At 65.9% G+C, this 18,425-nt stretch carries 14 protein-coding genes; 4 read left to right on the forward strand and 10 right to left on the reverse strand.

Going from position 1 to position 18,425, the window contains the following annotated elements; genetic code table 11:
• The first annotated feature begins 11 nt into the window (after positions 1-11).
• Entirely contained in the window at positions 12-1,223 is a 1,212-nt protein-coding gene (locus tag KZ498_RS19185; RefSeq protein ID WP_312620835.1) for a cation:proton antiporter, read from the forward strand.
• Positions 1,224-1,245: 22 nt separating this feature from the next.
• On the opposite strand, the gene KZ498_RS19190 is transcribed toward KZ498_RS19185, so the two are convergent.
• The gene (locus KZ498_RS19190) at positions 1,246-2,286 is read right to left on the reverse strand and encodes a zinc-binding dehydrogenase (protein ID WP_312620836.1); all 1,041 of its coding nucleotides are present in this window, start codon (positions 2,284-2,286) and stop codon (positions 1,246-1,248) included.
• Positions 2,287-2,749: 463 nt separating this feature from the next.
• Between KZ498_RS19190 and KZ498_RS19195 the strand changes: the two genes are divergently transcribed.
• The gene (locus tag KZ498_RS19195; protein WP_058993102.1) at positions 2,750-2,944 is read left to right on the forward strand and encodes a XapX domain-containing protein; all 195 of its coding nucleotides are present in this window, start codon (positions 2,750-2,752) and stop codon (positions 2,942-2,944) included.
• Between the two features lie 68 nt (positions 2,945-3,012).
• On the opposite strand, the gene KZ498_RS19200 is transcribed toward KZ498_RS19195, so the two are convergent.
• A complete protein-coding gene (locus tag KZ498_RS19200) occupies positions 3,013-3,723 on the reverse strand; it encodes a hypothetical protein (RefSeq protein WP_312620840.1) in 711 nt (236 codons plus the stop codon).
• 3 nt (positions 3,724-3,726) lie between these two features.
• The gene (locus KZ498_RS19205; RefSeq protein WP_312620842.1) at positions 3,727-7,185 is read right to left on the reverse strand and encodes a CehA/McbA family metallohydrolase; all 3,459 of its coding nucleotides are present in this window, start codon (positions 7,183-7,185) and stop codon (positions 3,727-3,729) included.
• 363 nt (positions 7,186-7,548) lie between these two features.
• On the opposite strand from KZ498_RS19205, the gene KZ498_RS19210 reads away from it, so the two are divergent.
• On the forward strand, positions 7,549-8,475 hold the full coding sequence (locus tag KZ498_RS19210) for a nucleoside hydrolase (protein WP_312620843.1): 927 nt from the start codon (positions 7,549-7,551) through the stop codon (positions 8,473-8,475).
• A gap of 178 nt (positions 8,476-8,653) precedes the next feature.
• On the opposite strand, the gene KZ498_RS19215 is transcribed toward KZ498_RS19210, so the two are convergent.
• From KZ498_RS19215 to KZ498_RS19235, 5 genes are all read right to left on the reverse strand, one after another.
• Complete coding sequence (locus KZ498_RS19215) at positions 8,654-9,520, reverse strand: MBL fold metallo-hydrolase (RefSeq protein ID WP_312620844.1); 867 nt, start codon at positions 9,518-9,520, stop codon at positions 8,654-8,656.
• 45 nt (positions 9,521-9,565) lie between these two features.
• Positions 9,566-10,648, reverse strand: coding sequence for a D-xylose 1-dehydrogenase Gfo6 (gfo6, locus tag KZ498_RS19220; protein WP_312620846.1), 1,083 nt, complete (start codon positions 10,646-10,648; stop codon positions 9,566-9,568).
• Positions 10,649-11,074: 426 nt separating this feature from the next.
• Entirely contained in the window at positions 11,075-12,520 is a 1,446-nt protein-coding gene (locus tag KZ498_RS19225; RefSeq protein WP_312620847.1) for an aldehyde dehydrogenase family protein, read from the reverse strand.
• A gap of 789 nt (positions 12,521-13,309) precedes the next feature.
• Complete coding sequence (locus KZ498_RS19230; RefSeq protein WP_312620849.1) at positions 13,310-13,699, reverse strand: metalloregulator ArsR/SmtB family transcription factor; 390 nt, start codon at positions 13,697-13,699, stop codon at positions 13,310-13,312.
• A gap of 225 nt (positions 13,700-13,924) precedes the next feature.
• Complete coding sequence (locus KZ498_RS19235; protein WP_312620850.1) at positions 13,925-14,881, reverse strand: M56 family metallopeptidase; 957 nt, start codon at positions 14,879-14,881, stop codon at positions 13,925-13,927.
• Positions 14,882-15,128: 247 nt separating this feature from the next.
• Between KZ498_RS19235 and KZ498_RS19240 the strand changes: the two genes are divergently transcribed.
• Positions 15,129-15,851: a fumarylacetoacetate hydrolase family protein gene (locus KZ498_RS19240; protein ID WP_312620851.1), complete on the forward strand. Its 723-nt coding sequence runs from the start codon at positions 15,129-15,131 to the stop codon at positions 15,849-15,851.
• A 94-nt stretch (positions 15,852-15,945) separates the two neighbouring features.
• On the opposite strand, the gene KZ498_RS19245 is transcribed toward KZ498_RS19240, so the two are convergent.
• Both KZ498_RS19245 and KZ498_RS19250 read right to left on the reverse strand, forming a co-directional pair.
• A complete protein-coding gene (locus tag KZ498_RS19245) occupies positions 15,946-17,691 on the reverse strand; it encodes an excinuclease ABC subunit C (protein WP_312620852.1) in 1,746 nt (581 codons plus the stop codon).
• Positions 17,692-17,724: 33 nt separating this feature from the next.
• Positions 17,725-18,351, reverse strand: a complete 627-nt coding sequence (locus KZ498_RS19250; protein ID WP_312620854.1) for a hypothetical protein — start codon at positions 18,349-18,351, stop codon at positions 17,725-17,727.
• Positions 18,352-18,425 lie beyond the last annotated feature (74 nt).

Raw genomic sequence — 18,425 nt, forward strand, 5'->3', positions numbered from 1 at the left:
GGTGTACAGCCGTGGCTGACTTACTCGGTATCGGCGTGTTGTTCGCCGCCGTCGCGGCCGCCACGCTCGTCGCTGTGTGGCTGAACAAGTCGGTGATTCCGTTCTACATCATCATCGGGATGGTGCTGTCGCCGTCTGTCGCGGGGCAGTTCTCCGTCGCCGGCTACGGCCTTCCGGTCGTCGAGTCCTCGGAGTTCGTCGAACTCGGCGCGGAGCTCGGTATCGTCTTCCTGCTGTTTTTCCTCGGACTGGAGTTCAATCTCGACCGGCTGCTGGAGAGCTGGGAGCGCATCACCAGAGCGGGGACCATCGACCTCGGTATCAACTTCGGGGCCGGTCTCGTGCTCGGGTTCGCGCTGTTCCGGGACCCGCTCGCGGCCTTCCTGGTCGCCGGCATCGTCTACATCTCCTCGTCGGCCATCATCACGAAGTCTCTCATCGACCTCGGCTGGATCGCCAACGACGAGGCAGACCCGATGCTCGGGACGCTCGTGTTCGAGGACCTGTTTATCGCGGTGTATCTCACGATTGCTGCCGCGCTCGTCACCGGCGGGTCCGACGTCGGGGCCGCCGCGATGTCCGTCGGCGTCGCGCTCTCGTTCATCGTTGCACTCCTGCTCCTGGCCCGCTACGGGACGCCGTGGTTCGAGCGGGCCTTGCAGACGACCTCGAACGAGTTCACGGTGGTGCGGGCCGTCGGTATCACGGTCTTCATCTCCGGTCTCGCCCTCGCTATCGGCGTCAGCGAGGCCGTCGCCGCGTTCTTCGTCGGGATGGCCTTCGCTCCGACCTCCCACACGCACAAACTGGAAAGCCTGCTGGAGCCCCTCCGCGATACGTTCGCGGCGGTGTTTTTCTTCTGGATCGGCGTCGAGACCGACCCCCGGCTGTTCGCCGGCGTCGCGGGGCTCGTCGCCGCCGCCGTCGTCGTCACGACGCCGACGAAAATCCTGTCGGGCTACCTGGGCGGCCGTGCGTACGACCTCGGTCCGCGCCGGTCGATGCGCGTCGGCCTCGGCATGGTCACTCGCGGCGAGTTCTCCCTGATTATCGCCGCCGTCGCGCTGACCGGCGCAGGTACGTCGCTGTCGTCCGAACTAGCCAACGCCGTCTACTCTTTCACCGTCGCCTACGTGCTCGTCATGAGTATTCTCGGAACGATGCTGATGCAGTACTCGGCTCCCTTCGAGGAGTTCGCGACGGCCCGCTTCGGAGCGAAGTGACGGCGAAACGGGGTGGCCGGTCCTACAGTTCGCTGTCGGGAACGACGACGACCTTCCCGAAGCCCTCGCGGTCCTCGATTATCTCGTGTGCCCGGGCGATCTCGCTCATGGGCAGCGTCTCGCGGACCCGCGGCTCCATCTCCCCCTGCCAGACCAGGTCAAGCACCTCGTCGGCCTGCCCCGGGGTGGCCATCGTCGAGCCGATGACCTGTAACTGGTTCCAGAAGATGCGGTTGAGGTCCGTCTCCGGATTGCCGCCGGTGGTCGCGCCGCAGGTGACGACTCGACCGCCCTTGACGAGGCTCTTGAGCGAGTCCTGCCAGGTCTGTGCGCCGATGTGGTCGACGACCATGTCGACGCCGCGGCCGCCGGTCAGGTCACGGATCTCGCTCGCGAAGTCCGCCTCCTCGTAGTTGATGGTGTGGTCCGCGCCCAGTTCCTCGGCGTAGTCCAGTTTCTCCTGGCTGCTGGCGGTGGCGAACACCTCGGCGCCGGCGTGGTCGGCGACCTGGACGGCTGCGTGGCCTACGCCACCCGACGCCCCGAGGACGAGGACGGACTCGCCGGATTTCAGGTCACCACGGTCCCGGAGCATCCGCCAGGCGGTCTGGAACACCAGCGGGGACGCGGCGGCCGTCTCCCAGTCGACGCCCTCCGGGACCGGTGTGAGGTTCTCGGCGGGGACGGCGGCGTACTCGCTGTGGACGCCCCGGACGTGTTCCCCGATGATGTGGAAGTCCGGCGCGAGCGTCGGGTCCCCTTTCCGCGTGAACTCGTCGCCGCCGCCGCTCTTGCCGGCGAGGACGGCCACTCGGTCGCCCGGTTCGAACCGTGAGACGCCGTCGCCGACCTCGTCGACGACACCCGCGGCGTCACTGCCCGGGATGTGTGGCATATCGAGGTCGATTCCGGGGAGGCCGCGCCGGCTCCAGATATCGAGGTGGTTCAGCGCGGCCGCCTTCACGTCGATGACGACTTCGTCGCGGTCCGGTTCGGGGTCGGGAAATTCGCCATACTCGAGTACATCACGGTCGCCGTGACTGTCGAACTGAACGGCTTGCATCGTCACCACTTCCCGTGGCTTGCTTATAAACTCCAGCCTACCGGAGACTGTCGGCAACCCCTACGGTGTCCGCTCCGATTTGGTCGAACTCATCTCACAATGGGCCGCTCTCGACCCTATCTGTCTGTACTCTTTTCCATATATCTGCCTTTCACGACATACTCTCTGCAATCCTGTCTCATATGGGTATACATGCGTAACAAACAGAGCCACATATCGATAACGTATGCTTAAGAACCGCGACTTTCGGAGATACAGCCGTAGCTCTCGCCCAACGGAACCATCCATGGCTGTTGTGTGCTAGATCACACCACTGCTGTCCCGAGGAGGAGCATACTTACCGCTCGAACCCGTCCACTATGTCACCAATGACACACTCTACAAACACACCCGCCGACCGCTCTCGGGGCGTTCCGGGACGCGACTGGACGGGTCCTCGCTGTGGGACAGCGGTGACCGACCGATGAATCTCTCGCTCGTCATCATCGCGACGATGACCGGCGTCGCCACCGGCGTCGTGTTCGGACTGCTGGACGTCCCCATTCCGGCCCCGCCGAACCTCGCCGGCGTCATGGGCATCCTCGGTATCCTCGTCGGCTATCGCCTCATCGAGTACTTCGACGTCGGCGTCAGTCTGCTGTCGTTGCTGAAGGTCTAAGTAGCTCTACGTCCCTTTCTCCGAACCGACCGTACCACCGCTACGTAAACGACGGTGACGGTAGTGACTCAGTGGTCCGCGTGTTCGGTCCCGTTGTCGTGCCGGTGGCTGCTCTCGTTCCCGCTGTGGTCGGCGCCGCCGTGGTCGTGGTCGCGAGTGAGTCGCCCGTGGTACGTATCGAGCGTCCGTTCGAGGAGCGCGGTCCGCGTCTCGTGGCCCTCGACGACCGGTTCGACCCAGCGTGACTCGGTCCGCCAGTAGCCCATCACGTCGCCGGACGGTTCGATCACCTCCGCGTCGAGGCCCTCGACCCCCCAGTCGTCCGTGTAGGCCTGGATGAACGAGACGACGACCGTTTCGATGCCGGCGGCGAGTTCGTGGCTGCGCGTGCTCTTGGTGACGTAGGTCAGCCTGACGCGGCTGTCTTCGACGGCAAGCGAGTCGACGTCGACGAACCACTCCCGCAGGTGGGACTCGAACGCTGCAAGCTCGGTCTCGCCAGCGACTTCGGGGTCGCTATTCGCGTGTTCGCTGCCGTGGGTGTGTTCCCCGCCGCCGTCGGTGTGGGTGTGTCCGCTCTCGTCGTGATGTCCCCCGTCGTCTGTCTGTGTGGGCGCCTCACCCGCGTCGGGCGTGGCCGTCGGCCCGCTGGCACCGACCCCGCCCGGGTGGCCGTTCTGGGTTCCGCCGAGACCGCTACAGCCGGCGCTGGCGACCACAGCCAGCCCGAGGGCTCCGAGGAACCCGCGTCGCGTCCGTCGCTGGCTGGCGTCAGGCATTGCTTACGTCCCCCGTCGCGTCGCGAGCAACGCCGCGGCGACGAGCGCGAGCAGCGTGGCGACGGCGGTGAACCCGGGCCCGGACGTGGCGGTCGTCTCCGGTTCCGCGGTCGCAGTGTCGGCTGCCGTCGTCGTCGGGGTTTCGGTGGTGGTGTCCACTGGCGTCGCGGTCCCCGTGGCGCCGCCGGATTCACCGTTGCCGTCGGTCCCGGACTCGGCTTGCTGAGCGGCCGAAATCCAGACCGGACTGGTCAGCGCCCGGTCGCCGTCCTCGTCGACGACGCGGAACGCGACCCAGGCGTCCCCGTCCACGGCAACGTCGGTGCTCACGGTGTCGTTCGTGCCGTCGAGGGTGACGTTCGCGACGGTCGTCCCGTTCCGGATGACGTGGGCGTAGGCGAGCTCGTCGAGGTTCCTAACCGTCGCGGACGCTTCCACCGAGGACCCGGCGGTCGCGTTCACGGTCTCGCCGGGCATCCGGTCCGCGACGGTGAACTGCACGGCCGGGCCGTAGGTCGCGTAGGTGTGGCCGTCTTTCACGGACTGGGCCCACTTGTCGGCGGTGACGGGGCCCTCGACGTAGGCCCGCGTGCGGGCGCTGCCGTACTTGACCGGGAAGCACTGCGAGCAGTGGTCGTCGCTGACGCCGGTCGCGGCGATGTCGTAGCCCTGGTTCCAGAGGTTGAACAGCCCCTGGACGCTGCTTGCGTCACCGGCGCCGTACTCGCCGTTGTACGCCTCGATGGCGTCGACCATCGGGAGGTACTCCGCTTCCTGTCCGGGCGCTTCCGAGAGGTCGACGAAGCGGTCACCGGGATGGTTGATCTGGAAGACGGTCGCGTTGTGGCGGGCGCGGGACTCCTCGATGAACTCCACGAGCGTCCCGTCTGAGTCGATCATCTCCTCGCCGTGCATCGGGTAGGGGTTGAAGTGCCCGAGGTCGCCGGTGGTAATCTCCTCGCTCCGGATGAACAGCACGTCGCGTTCTTCGGCCTGGGACTGCATCGAGCCCCAGCCGCCGATGGCGTTGTGGTCGGAGATGAACACCGCGTCGACGCCCGCCGATTTCTGGATGGCGACGAAGTTGTCGATGGGCGTCTTGCCGTCGAAGCTGACGCTGCTGTGGGCGTGTGGGTCGACGCCGACCCAGTCGTTCTCGCTGGGGTCGAGTTCCTCCGTGAACGTGGCGTCGACCGTGACCGCGTCGCCGGGCGTCACGGAGATGTTCTTCCGGACCGGTTCGGTGGTGTACTCCGTCCCGTGGTTCAGGACGAGCGTGTAGTCGCCCGGCGGCAGTTCGAAGGAGGCCGTGCCGGCCGGCGTCGTCTGCGTGTAGACGGTCCTGACGGCCGTCCCCTCGTCGAGGACCGTGATACGGGCGTCGGCCGGACTGACCTGTCCGCTGTCGTTCAGCGATGTGGTGACGTTGACCGGCGCTGGACCTTCGAGCGTGTCGAAGGAGGCGGTGGTCGTCTCGCCTTCGGTGACGGTCACACTCTTGGACTCGGAGGGCGCAAAGCCCTGTGCCTCCGCCCGGAGCGTGTACTCGCCGGCGGGCAGGTCGAGGTCGTACGAGCCCGCGTCGGTCCCGACGGTGTAGGTGAACTCGCCGCCGTCCGTCGAGGCGGTGACCGTCGCCCGCGAGACGGACTCGTTGTCCGCGCTCTCGACTGTGCCGGTCACGCTCCCCGACCCGGTTCCTCGCTGCCGGTTGTAGTACTCGCTGGTCGCGCTGCTGGAGCCATCCGCGCCGACGAAGAAGGCGAACTCCGCGGATTGCGTCTCGCCGGGGTCGAGGCGGTGTTCGAGCCACGGGTCGACCCACGTCGAGGAGGCCGTGTACGAGGTGAACGAGCCGTTCCCGCCCCAGACGCCGTAGCTGACGCGGTCGCCGGTGAGCGCGGCCCACGGCTGGGTGAGCGAGTCGGCGCTCACCGGCGGCGCGCGCGTCTCCTCGATGGCCCCCGAACCGGGGAGCCAGGTAGACTGGCCCTCGGAACTCAGTGCCGCCCCGCTCTGGAGGCGCTCGGAGTCGTTGACCGGGAGGCGCTGGTCGCCGCCGTTCTCCATCGTCGTGTTTATCCAGACGTGACTGGAGTTGGCCGGCAGCGTGTACGTCGTCGTGACCGAGACGTTCGGACTCGTGCTGACGTGGCCGGTCGCGGTGACGACCGCCGCGCCGTTCGGTCCGGTGGCGTTCTGGCGCTCGAAGGACTCGTAGACGGGCCACGTGCCGAAGTTGTCGAACGCGAACTCGGCGACGCCTATCTGGTCGGTCGTCAGTCCGTAGGCGTTGGCGTCGTAGATGCCGCCCGGCAGCGTGCCGAAGGGGCCGTTGCTCTCGGTCCCGATGGCGACCGCTATCTCACTGTTTTTCAGGACGATGGTCTCGTCCGCCGGCGTCTCGCCGCCCTTGATCCGCTCGCCCGTGACGGCGACCGGCCTGTCGGGCCGTTCGACGTGACCCGACGCCGCGAGCCACTTCACCGTCCGGAACAGGAAGGGCCGGGTGTCCGTCTGCTGGTGGTCGGCCTGCCACTCGTCGGTGAGATACGTCGTGAGCGACTTCTGGCTGCCGAAGGCGACGACACGCCCGTTCTGGCCGATGTCCCACGCCGCGGCCGCGCCGACGATGCGCTCGCCGCGCGGGAACTCCTCTTCGGTGGTGGAGTAGGTGTACTCGTAGGTGTCCTCGTCGCCGTACAGGAGCGGGGCCTGCGTTCCGTTGTCCGTGTCGGTCACGTTGAGGCTGACCCCGTCGTACTCAACGGTGTCGACGTTGTTCATTATCGGATGGCGGCCCGTGTTGTGGAGAACCACGCGCCACTCGTACTCCTCGACTGTCTTGTTGGTCGGGTCCTGGATGTTCCGGAGCCACGTATCGCTCTCGCCGTTGAAATGCAGGCCGTACGGGTCGGTGATGTCGTTGAGCTTGCCGGCGTGGCCCTGCAGCGGCGAGGTCCAGTCCCCGACGACGAACAGGCTCCCGCCGTTTCTGACGTACTCGTCGATTGCGGCCTGTTCGGCCTCGCTGTAGGCCGTCTGTGGGACGGGGATGATGACCACGTCGTAGTCCGACAGTCCGCTTGCGGAGGAGTCGTTCCACGAGTCCAGCCCGCCGGTCGTCGACCGCTTCGTGTCGACGTCGTACCCGCGCTCGCTGAGTCGGTTCGCGAACTCCGTGAACGTAGAGCCCTGATGACTCCCGTCGATAAGCACGTCGACGCCGGCACCGCTGTTGTTGAGGTCGACCGAGCTATCAGCTACCGGACAGCTACCGTCTAGCTGACAGGTCACCGCATCGGCCGGTGCCGCCTGTGTCGCCGTCTGGCCGTTTCCCGTTGCTAACTCGCTTTGCCCGTTCGGGACAGCAGCGGCGTTTCCGAGGAGGCCCGCGCTGATAACCGAGAAAACGAGCAGTATGCTGAGTGCTACTGAGCGTACGTGATTTCTGTCTATCATCTCCTGTACAGTATCGAGACTACATAATTAAAATTTACGCTGGCCGAACTATTTCTCGATAATGACTGAATTCTGTAACGAAGTACCGGCTCCACATCGTCCCCGAGTACCGCAGTCCAGACTTCTCATCCGAGGGTAGGCGTACCCCTGACCGTTCCTTGGTACCGCATCGCTTGGCCAGTACAAGACGGTTGTGGCGAACACACCCGGTTTGGCAGTCACAGATTTCGACACACTCTCTGTGGTGGCGGCGACGGCCCGACACATGGCCCACAGAACGCGACCGGTCTGTCCACACAGGCTTCTCGTGTCACAGACAGTCCGTACCAGCTTTTAATACCTGCTGGGGGGAACTTCGGAGGTATGTCACGCAAAGTGTTCTTCGATACGGACCCCGGCTGCGACGACGCGGTCATGCTGGCGATGGCGCTGGGCCACGACGGGATCGACGTCGTCGGCCTCTCGACCGTCTGCGGGAACACGACTATCGAGAACACGACGCACAACGCCCACGCGATACTGGCGCTCGGTGGCTACGACGTCCCGGTGGCCCGGGGCTGTGGTCGCCCGCTCGTGGACGACCTCGAGACCGCCGAGTGGATCCACGGTGAGAACGGGCTCCACGGCGACATACCCGACGTCGACGGCGACACCCGCGATATCCACGGGGCCGACGCGATCGTCGAAGCCGCCCACGAGTACGGCGACGAACTGACGATTGCGGCCGTCGGCCCGCTCCCGAACCTGGCAATCGCGCTGGCCAGGGAGCCCCGCCTGCCCGACCTCGTCGCGGACATCTATCTCATGGGCGGAGCGGCGATGACGACCGGGAACGTGACGCCGATGGCCGAGGCCAACTTCCACAACGACCCCGCGGCGGCCAGCCGCGTCATCCAGGACGCCGCCCCGCGGATGGTCGGTCTGGACGTGACCAACCGCGCGACGGTGGCCCCGGAGTTCATCGAGTCGTTCCGCGAGGCTGACGGCGTCCGCGGGACCATCGCCGAGTGGCTCGACTACCGGCCCGATTCCGGGACCTACCCGCTGGCCGACGCGCCGGCCATCCACGACGCCGCTGTCGTCGCAGACATCATCGACGAGTCGGTACTCACCTTCGAGGAGTACTACCTCGACGTGGACACGACCGGCGGCCCCTGCCACGGCGCGGTCATCTGTGACGAACACGGCACGACCGACAACGACCCGAACGGCCGCGTCGCCGTCGACATCGACGTGGCTCGATACCGCGAAATCCTCGAAACCGGCGTCCGGGCCTACGCGGCGGAGTGACTCGTCGGTCGGGCCAACGCGGCGGAGTCCAGCGTCCGGGCAGATGCGGCGGAGTCCGGCGTCCGGGCCGATGCGGCTGAATGACCCGTCGGCCGCTCCGACGCGGTGGACCGACGGCCGGGTGTTCTGGGCGTCCGGGTGGACCAGCGCCCGGACCAGGACGGAACCGCCGGCTACGTCAGCCCTCACCCAGCGCACCGATACGCCGGATACCGGGCTCGCCCAGCCGCAGCGAACAGCCGATGTAGAGCGGTTCGACGATACGGGGGTACTCGAAGGACACCGCGTGCTCGTGGAGCACTTTCGGGTCGCCGGCTTCGCCCTGCCACATGTCGTGATGCGAGGGGAGCAGGCGGGGAAGCCGGAGCTGGTTCGCGGCTTCGATGATCTCGTTTTCGTCCATGTACCACTTCGTTCGGACGCCGCGGTCGGGTTCGGGCTCGTAGATCGAGCCGACGGTGCCAAACGCCAGCGCGCCCGCGTCGATGTCGAACCGGTCGCCGACGCCGATGAACGCCTCGGCAGGCCGGCTGTCGCCGGCGTGGAAGAACGTCCCGGCGTCGTGCTCGACGACGTAGCTCACCGGTTCGATGGCGTCGGGGTCGTTCGCGCCGGTGACGTGGACGGTGAAATCCCCGACGGCGAACTCGTCGCCGACGGCGATTTCGTTTCGCCGGTCGGCTGGCACCCGCAGGTCGCCGTCGTAGTCCGGAGACTCGTACGACGCCGACGGGGCGTACAGGGCCGCTCCGAGGTCCTCGACCAGTGGGCCGTACGACGGCGGGTGCATGTGGTCGATGTGTTCGTGTGTGACGAGTGTGGCGTCACACTGGGTCACGTTGCCGGGGTCCATCGGCACCGGAATCATGCGGATGAGGGTCGGCGGGTCGCCCGTCCCGAAGTAGGGGTCGATGTACAGCGTCGTCGTCTGAGAGCGAAGGACGAAGCCGTTACAGCCGAGATACCAGACCACGACGCCGTCGCCGGGGTCCGTCGCCTCGACTTCTTCGCGGACGAACCAGTCGCCCCACGTTGACTGAACCATACGCCCAGCTATGCCCGACCCGGACAAAAAATCACGTGGCGACACTCAATCGAGCGTGACCGTCGACTCCGTCTCGGCGGCCTCGTAGACGGCCGTGACGGTCTCGATGTCGACGAGGCCGTGCTCGCCGTCGGCGTAGGGGCCGCTGTCGGTCAGCAGGCAGTGGGCGAAGTACTCGAACTCCTCTTCCATCTGGTCGACCTGTTCGAAGTCGATATCGACGGTCGTGCCCTCGCGGGAAAGCTGGAGTGCGCGGTCGTCCCAGGGGTAGAAGGCCGGCTCGACGCGGACCTTCCCTCCGGTCCCGAGCACGGAGATGTGGCTGTCGAGGTGGGCGTTCTGGCTGGCGGTACACACGGCGTACACGTGGCCGGGGAAGTCAAGCTGGAACGCGCCGTGTTCGTCGGGGACGTCCGCGAACTCCTCCTGCACGGAGGCGACCGTGCCCCGGACGGCAACCGGGTCGGCATCGAGCAGGAACCGACTCGTGTTCAGCGGATACAGGCCGATATCCATGACGGCACAGCCGCCGGCGAGCTCCCAGTCCAGGCGCCACTGGTCCGGGTCGGGAACCAGTTCGAGGATGGGCTCGGTCATGTTGCCGTGGACGAACAGCGGCTCGCCGATGTACCCCTCGTCGATGAGGTCCTTCGCACGCCGGACGGCCGGCTCGGTGTGCATCCGGTAGGCGATCATCAGCGTCGTGTCGTGGTCGGCACACACCTCGACCATCCGCTCGGCGCGCTCGACGGTGGCCTCCATCGGCTTCTCACAGAGTATCGCCTTGTCCAGCTCCGCTGCCGTCTCGACGAACGGGAGGTGGCGGGCGTTGGGGGTGACGATGTAGACGGCGTCGTACGCCTCGCTTGCGGCCCCGTCGTGGAACTCCTCGTAGGTGATTGCGCGCTCGACTGTCTCCGAATCGGTCGCAACGTCGGCCGCCTTCTCGCGGTCGCCGCTGACCAGCACAGTCGTCTCACAGAGGTCCCCCGCGTCGACGGCGGGCATCGCCTGCTCGGTGGTCCACCAGCCCAGGCCGATCATCGCGAACCGGACTGGACTGTCGGTCTCTGTCCGTTCCTGCCAGTCTCGGCGATCGAACCCGGCCGTGAGCGCGTCAACGTTCATGTCGACGGTGTCGGCTGGCTAGCTGTTATGTTTTGTGTTGGCATGCCCGTGTCCGTTTGTGCTGTTTGAAAGTAACGGATGACAGTTCATGTATCGACCAACTCAGTCCCGTCAGTCGGCATGGCTGTTTGACATCGTGGGATTGTTCGACTCTCTACGCAGTCGGTGTTCTGTGAGGACAGGTCGAGGACCTGAGTCCAAAACGCTGTGTCACTGGGTGTCTGTCGGCGATTTCCGCCCGTCTACTCTGTCCTGCGTATCGAGAATAACGACAGTACAACCGTTACGGTATGCGTTCCATCAAAGTGAACAACCTCGGATAGCCTCCCACGCCTCGTCCGCTCGCGGACCGCGGCGAGACTGCGTTCCGCTCGTCCGACACGGTTGGGATGTGACGACCCAGTTCGCGGGCGGTGGCAGCCTCGATTAGCTGTTGCGGTACACCGTCTTGATGTAACTGAAGAACTCCAGTCCGGCATCGCCCTGCTCGCGGTAGGTGTTCGTCGAGGAGCGCTTGAGGCCGCCGAAGGGAACGTGCAGTTCCAGGCCGGTCGTCTTCTCGTTGACCTTGACCACGCCGGACTCGGAGCGCTCGATGAACGCGTTCTCCTCCTCGACGCTATCCGTCACGATGCTGGCCGAGAGCCCGTAGTCGATGTCGTTGGCGACCTCGACGCCCTCGTCGAAGTCGGAGACGGGCATGACGGCGAGTACCGGCCCGAACACCTCCTCCTGTGCGATGCGCATGTCGGACTCGACACCGGAGAAGACGGCCGGGGAGATGAAGTTCCCGCCGTCGTACTTGCTGCCAGTGAGCTCTTCGCCGCCCGTTTCGAGGGTCGCTCCCTCCGACTGTGCGACGTCGATGTACTCCAGGCTCCCGGCGAGTTCGTCCTCGCTGACGTGGGGCCCCATGTCGGCCCGGTCGAGGCCGTTTCCGATCTTGAGGGACTCAGCGTAGTCGACGATGGCATCGAGGAACTCGTCGTACACGTCCTCGTGGACGACCGCTCTGGATGTCGCGGTGCAGGCCTGGCCCGTGCCGCCGAAGGCTCCGCCACCGACGATATCAGCCGCCCTGTCTACGTCGGCGCTTGGCATGACGACGGTCGGGTTCTTCCCGCCCATCTCCGCCTGTGCGCGCTTGCCGGTGCTCGTCGCCTGGTCGTAGACGTGCTCGCCGACCGAGGCGCTGCCGGTGAACGACACCACGTCGACGTCGTCGTGGGTGGTCAGCCGTTCGCCGACCTCGCTTCCGGGGCCACAGACCAGGTTGATAGCGCCGTCCGGAATCCCAGCCTCGTCCAGCGCCTCGACGATCATCGCGCCGACGGTCGGGGCCTGCATCGCGGGCTTGATGACGACCGTGTTGCCGACCGCGAGCGCCGGGGCGATCTTCCAGGCCGGAATCGCGATGGGGTAGTTCCACGGCGTGATAAGCGCCGCGACGCCCATCGGCTCTTTTCTCGTCTGCAGGCCAGCCCGGCCGCCGCTGGGCTGTTTGACGGTGCCGCCGAAGTCGCGGGCCTTCTCCGCGTAGTAGTAGAAGATATCTATCGCCCGCTGTACCTCGCCCTCGGCCTCGCCGAGTGGCTTCCCCTCCTCGCGGGTCAGCGTCTCCGCCAGTTCGCCTTTCCGGGACTTCAGTATTTCACCCGTCTCGCGCAGGACCGCGCCGCGCTCCGGCCCGGGCATCCCGGCCCACTCGCCCGTCGCTTCCGCCGCGGCCGCGACCGCGTCGTCGGTTTCCGCCGTCGAGGACACCGGAACCGTGCTGACGACGTCAGTCTCGTCCGCGGGGTTCGTGACGTCCTGTGTCTCCCCGCTCCCGGTCCACTCGCCACCGATATAGTTCTCGTAGGTCTGCGTCATAGTCTGATTCATCGCCTCCCCGATACTTACGCGTTTCCCATCTCGCTGTGCTGTTTCGTCCGGCGATGGCTGCTACAGGGCCAGAATCAGGGTTCTGAGACCCGGCGCCAATTTCTGAGGTCGACAGAAACCGTTCCGCCGTGCCAGATTTTGCTACACTCAGACACGTGGCCGTCTGGTATCAGTACTCCGCTGCTGGCAGCCGCTACCGCTGAACCGGTTGCCGTCGGCTGGTGGCTTCACCGAAATTTGATATGGCGAAATGCGATTTATCATAATAAAAATGCTGACCCCAACTGGTGCAACGAACTACGGCTCGATGCTTTCGAAACAGACGAATCTGTCGGGTCAGATACGTCGTTTCACTGATCGACTCCCGAAATCTATCTTCGACCGGGCTGATACGGCGTCAGATCCTGTGTCGGCTATCGAAACGACGGTTTAGCTACCAGCAGCCGATGCCGCGCTCCTCACCAGAACCGAACAGCGGGCTACTGGTCACAGTCCACTCTCTCGAGGAGGGCGCCAGCGAGTGCTCTCTTTCGGTGTGAGACCATCAGATGGCAGTAAATATCGTTTTCACTGTCCGCACTGCAGCTACACAGCGGACACGCATACGTGTGGCCGGCTGTCGTCTCAGTCGCTCGCCGCGGGATGCTGGCTTGCATACACGGATATAGGGACCGTCTGAACATAGCGGTTTCTAGGACCGCTATGTCGCTCTCAATGTGCATATAGAGACTGCTCGCACGACACCTTTCGCTCCTGATGACCACACTTCCCGGCCACTCATTCCTGTGTCTGGTCAAGCGCCGCAGTGAGTGCCACAGCCCGGTCCGTCGGCTCATAGAACCGCCACTGTCCGTCTTTCTCGCGGGTGACGAGGCCAGCGTCGCGGAGATCCGACAGTGCGTGGCTGATCGCGCTGTCGCTTACTGCGACGAGCTGGGAAACCTCACAGACACAGAGCGGCTCGTCAGCTGTGACCAGCAACTGCACGACGGTGTACCTGGTTCCGTCTCCGAGCGTCTGTAACGCGTCGAGGTCTATCTCTGACGGGGCGGGAGATGCCGCGTCGTACTCTTCTAGCGTCTCGAGCCGTGCTTCGACGTCGGCCACACAGCAGTCCTCGAGTTCGTCCGCCATGAGGCGTTCGAACCGCTCCGTCGGGTGTGTCATATCCGAACCGTTGTACAACTGTTCGTATAACTATTCTGCGTGCCAAACAGGGAGTCCTCGACCGTACGCGTGCTCCGAAACTAGCTCGGGAGACGCATCCTGGATGAACGCGACCGTTTGTTCGATAATTTCCTCCGATATATAGAGCTAGATTGTACTCTTATACATCTTGAATGGTGGCTTTGAACGCTATCTAGGTACTATCGACCGCCGACGAAGCAGCTGTCACCGGCAATTCCCCGGCACCTGGCCCACCTTCGCGCCATTGTTCTGCTGTGCTCGCTCCTGTAACCGCTGTATGCGCTCGTCCATGGGGGGATGAGTCGACAGGAGGCGCGACAGCTCGCTGTCCGCCTCGCTGTGTACGTACAACTGTCGCAGGGGGCCAACCTCCGGCGTCGAGGCCCGCTCGATCGTCCTGAGGGCCCGGGCAAGCGCGCCGGGATTCCCCGTTACCTCGACCGCGCGGCCGTCGGCTGCTAACTCGCGACGCCTGGAGTAGCCGAGTAGCAGCAGCGTCACGGCAAATCCGAGACCGGCAACCACCTGTAGCGCGTATCTCTGCGCCCGGCCGAACCAGGAGCGCGACCACGAGGACGGGTCCCCGCGCAGTAACGCGAGTGAGCGGGCGATGCCACCGGTAAGCACTACGACGGGAAACAATACGAGCCCGACGAGCCCGACAACCGTCTGGACGAGACTGTACGCGACGGTCTGAACGAGCGCATCGCGGGTCTCCAGGTGCGCGAGTTCGTGTGCCAGCAGCGCCTCGAACTCCGCCGCGGATAACAGTCGGAACAGCCGCCGGTCGACGACGATAGCGCCGGCCCCGCCGCCGATGGCGAACGCGTTGGGGACTGGTAGCTCCGCCAGCAGCAGCGTCGGCGTCTCGACGTCCATCCGCTCGACGAGCGCGTCGAGGCGGCGGTAAACTCCGGGTGCACGCCCCCGCGGGAGTTCGGCTGCATCGAGAGACCGCTTGAGTCGCGCCGTCACAGCCCAGTAGTTCACGACGCCGAGGCCGATGGCCGTCCCGACGACGACCAGGGCGGCCACCGTCGGCGACGGGCGGCTGTCCCACACCGGCAGAAGCAGCGTATACCCGACGTACGCCGCCACCAGGTAGACCAGCAGCGACAGCAGTCCGACGACGGCCATGAGGAGCCGTCGGGTCACACCCATATCTGGGATACGTGCTGCCGGGAAAAATCACTTCGGTAGACAAGAGGGGGTCGAGGCTGGCAGGTAGCAGTCGAGGTCGCATAGCTGATTTGATATAGCACCAAGAGATTTATTCGCTCCCGCTTCCGGGTCCACAGTATTCCACGGAGCGGCCCTGAAACGGCTCGAACCCCGCTCGAACGCGGTGACAGAGCGGTGGTTGGAGTGGTGCGACACGCCTTTTTAATCGGCTCCCGGACCACTGGGTATGCGAATCACACGACTGCTGACGGATGAGGGACCGGTCACGGGTGAATACGTCGATGGCGTCGTTCACGCAGACGACGGCCAGTACACGGTCGGCCGCGACGGACGACTGCTCCCGCCGTGTGAACCGACCGCGCTGTACTGTGTCGGCCGGAACTACGCCGCGACCAACGACCAGATGGACTACGACCGGCCCGAGGAGCCGGACTTCTTCATCAAGCCCCCGACGGCGCTGCTCGCCCACGAGCGGGACATCCCCTACCCGCCGTTCACCGACGAACTCACCTACGCCGGCGAGCTGGCCGCAGTCATCGACGACCGGTGTCACGACCTCGACCCGGCTGACGTCTCCGACGCCGTCCGGGGATACACGATTCTCAACGACGTCGACGCGCTTGACCAGCAGGGCCGAACAGCGCGAAAGGCCTTCGACGGGTCCGCACCCCTGGGGCCGTGGATCGAGACCGACGTCGAACCCAGCGCCATCGACATGTACACGGACATCAACGGCGAGCGCCGCCAGTCAGCCAACACCAGCGAGATGCTGTTCGGTCCTCGCGAGGTGATTGCGTACCTCTCGGAACGGTTCACGTTCCGACCCGGCGACGTCGTCGCCTTCGGCAGCCCGGCCAACCCGGGGACCGTCGAGCCAGGCGACGGCGTCGAGATAACCTACGAGGGAGTCGGCACGCTCCGGAACTCAGTCGTCGAGCCCCAGACGTAGGATAGACGCCCTTAGCGCCCTTTTCACGCTGCTTTACCGGATTACGGATGAGTCCCCGCCTCAACCGGAATAAATCGCTATCCGCTATACGAAATCACTGCAGTCGGGTCCGGATTGTCTCTGCGGTCCCTTCACCGATGCCGTCGACAGCCGTCAGCTCTTCGTCGGAGGCTGTCCTGACGTTGTCGACGCTGCCGAAGCGCCGGAGCAGTCGCTTCCGCGTCTCGGGGCCGATGCCGGGCACGTCGTCAAGCGTCGTCGACACCTCGTCCCGCAGTGTCTGGTGGTACTGCACGGCAAAGCGGTGCGCTTCGTCGCGAATCCGCTGGAGCAGGTGCAGTTGTGGAGCGTCGTCCTCCCAGTCGTACACGCGGTCCGGCGTCACGACCAGCTCCTCGTCTTTCGCCAGCGCGATAGCCGGCACGTCCCAGCCGGTCTCGGCGAGTGCGTCCCGGGCCGCTCCGAGCTGGCCGTCGCCGCCGTCGATGAGCAGCAGGTCCGGGTCCGGTCGGTCGTCCCGGCCCTCGACGGCGCGAGCGGCCCGCCAGCGGACGAGTTCGCGCATGTTCGCGTAGTCGTCGTTTTGCTCGGTGAGCTTCTTCCGCCGGTAGTCGCTTTTCTCGGGCGTCCCGTCGACGAAGGTGACGTTCGAGCCGACGGCCGACCGGCCCTGTGCGTGGCTCACGTCGAACCCCTCGATGCGGTTCGGGCGGTCGATGCCCAGCGCGTCGGCCAGGCGGCCGGTCTCGTCGTCGGTCCCGCCGCGCTGGCGGGCGTTTTTCAGTGCGAGGTCGACCAGCGTCGCCTCCCGGCCCGCGCCGGGCACGCCGAGCGTGACGCCCTCGCTCTCGAGCCACGCCTCGATGTCCGGGTCGGCGGGGTCTTCCGCACAGAGAATCCGGTCCGGCAGTTCACGCTCGGCGTAGTACTGTGGAATGAACGCCCGGTACACGCCGGCGGTGCCTTCGCCGTCCGGGGCCTCCAGCGTGTGCCGGTCCCGTTCGACGAGTTTGCCGCCCTCCGCGTGCAGTCGGGCGACGATAGCGCGCTCGCCCTCGACGGCAGCCCCTAACACGTCCGTCGTCTGGTAGCCCGCGGAGTCACTGACGGCGGTGTCGCCTTCGCCGTGGAGCGCCTCGACGGCCCCGAGCTTGTCCCGGAGGTTCGCGGCGCGCTCGAACTCCTGGGCCCCCGCGGCGGCCTCCATCTCGCGGCGCAGCGGGTCCGCGAGGACGCCGGTCTCGCCCTCGAAGTACCGCGTGACCGCCTCGACATCTCCGGCGTAGTCGGTTTCGCTGATTTCGCCGGTACAGGGCGCGGTACAGATGCCCATCTCGTAATCGAGACAGGGCCGGTCCCGGTTGCTGTACTTGTGGTCGGAACACCCCCGCAGCCCGTACGTCTCCCGCAGGGCCTTTACTACCGTCTCCACCCGCCCCTTGTCGGTGAACGGCCCGTAAACCGTCGCGCCGTCCTCGGGGTCACGGGTCACCTCGATTCGGGGGACGGAATGGTCGGTCAGCTGGACCAGCGGGTAGGACTTGTCGTCTTTCAGCCGGACGTTGTACGGCGGCCGGTGGCGCTTGATGAGGTTCGCTTCGAGCAACAGCGCCTGCGTCTCGGTGTCCGTGACGGCGAAGTCGATGGTCTCGGCCCGCCCGACCATCTTGGCGATGCGCTCGCTGCGCGGGTCGGCATACGAGCGCACGCGGTCACGCAGGTCGACGGCCTTCCCGACGTAGAGGACCCGGCGCTTCCCGTCCCGGCCCTGCTCGAACAGGTACACGCCGGGCTCCCGCGGCAACGACCCCGCGCGCTCTCGAACTCCGTCAGCGTCCATTAGGTCGGGATTGGCGCTCGGCGGAGTTGAACGTCACGGGAGCGGGTCTTCGGGCGGCTGCTTGCCCGTGTGTCCGGCGTCGGCAGGGGCCGCCTCCGGAACGATGGCGGCCTCGATCCGCTCGACGACGCTTTCGTCCTCCGGGGCGGTCAGTTCGATGTCGTCGTCGCCGGCGACGCGTACGACGAGCAGTCGGTCGCGGCTCCAGAGATAGACCCCGAGGACGACGGCGGCAACGGCCAGCGCGAGGCCGCCGAACAGGCGCATCAGGTCGTCCAGTTGCGCCAGCAGTGTCAGCATCGTCTGGAGCAGCCCCACCATTCCGCTGATACCGACGGCGCTGGCGGCGCCGCCGCTGTCGAGCGAGACGGTGCCCACGAGGCCGTCGAGGCTCACGGTCATCCCGGCGGCTACCAGCACGACGCCGACGACCAGCGCCTTCACGCCGAGCTCGAGGAACGTCCAGTCGCCGCTCGTGGTGACATCGACGCCCTCGACGTTGGGGCGGTCGACCTGCCGGTAGTTCGACCCCTCGCGGTCGGGCGTGAACACGAGGACGCGGTGGCTCGTCACGACGACGCCGCCGCGGTCCAGGCGAACGTCCGCTTCGATTACCTCGCCGTCGTACAGGAGGCTCTCGGCCTGTGCGACCCAATCCATACACCCCATTTACCGTGGACGCCTGTATATTCTCCCCCCGTAACCGCTAACTGTGCGCCCTCGAACATGACAGT

The sequence above is a fragment of the Haloarcula sp. 1CSR25-25 genome, assembly GCF_032027985.1.
Taxonomy (GTDB): domain Archaea; phylum Halobacteriota; class Halobacteria; order Halobacteriales; family Haloarculaceae; genus Haloarcula.

Excerpts from the sequence above, each read along its gene's own strand:
- KZ498_RS19190 (WP_312620836.1), bottom strand. The coding sequence starts at position 2,286 with ATGCAAGCCGTTCAGTTCGACAGTCACGGCGACCGTGATGTACTCGAG.
- KZ498_RS19195 (WP_058993102.1), top strand. The coding sequence starts at position 2,750 with ATGAATCTCTCGCTCGTCATCATCGCGACGATGACCGGCGTCGCCACC.
- KZ498_RS19200 (WP_312620840.1), bottom strand. The coding sequence starts at position 3,723 with ATGCCTGACGCCAGCCAGCGACGGACGCGACGCGGGTTCCTCGGAGCC.
- KZ498_RS19205 (WP_312620842.1), bottom strand. The coding sequence starts at position 7,185 with ATGATAGACAGAAATCACGTACGCTCAGTAGCACTCAGCATACTGCTC.
- KZ498_RS19210 (WP_312620843.1), top strand. The coding sequence starts at position 7,549 with ATGTCACGCAAAGTGTTCTTCGATACGGACCCCGGCTGCGACGACGCG.
- KZ498_RS19215 (WP_312620844.1), bottom strand. The coding sequence starts at position 9,520 with ATGGTTCAGTCAACGTGGGGCGACTGGTTCGTCCGCGAAGAAGTCGAG.
- gfo6 (WP_312620846.1), bottom strand. The coding sequence starts at position 10,648 with ATGAACGTTGACGCGCTCACGGCCGGGTTCGATCGCCGAGACTGGCAG.
- KZ498_RS19225 (WP_312620847.1), bottom strand. The coding sequence starts at position 12,520 with ATGACGCAGACCTACGAGAACTATATCGGTGGCGAGTGGACCGGGAGC.
- KZ498_RS19230 (WP_312620849.1), bottom strand. The coding sequence starts at position 13,699 with ATGACACACCCGACGGAGCGGTTCGAACGCCTCATGGCGGACGAACTC.
- KZ498_RS19235 (WP_312620850.1), bottom strand. The coding sequence starts at position 14,881 with ATGGGTGTGACCCGACGGCTCCTCATGGCCGTCGTCGGACTGCTGTCG.
- KZ498_RS19240 (WP_312620851.1), top strand. The coding sequence starts at position 15,129 with ATGCGAATCACACGACTGCTGACGGATGAGGGACCGGTCACGGGTGAA.
- KZ498_RS19245 (WP_312620852.1), bottom strand. The coding sequence starts at position 17,691 with ATGGACGCTGACGGAGTTCGAGAGCGCGCGGGGTCGTTGCCGCGGGAG.
- KZ498_RS19250 (WP_312620854.1), bottom strand. The coding sequence starts at position 18,351 with ATGGATTGGGTCGCACAGGCCGAGAGCCTCCTGTACGACGGCGAGGTA.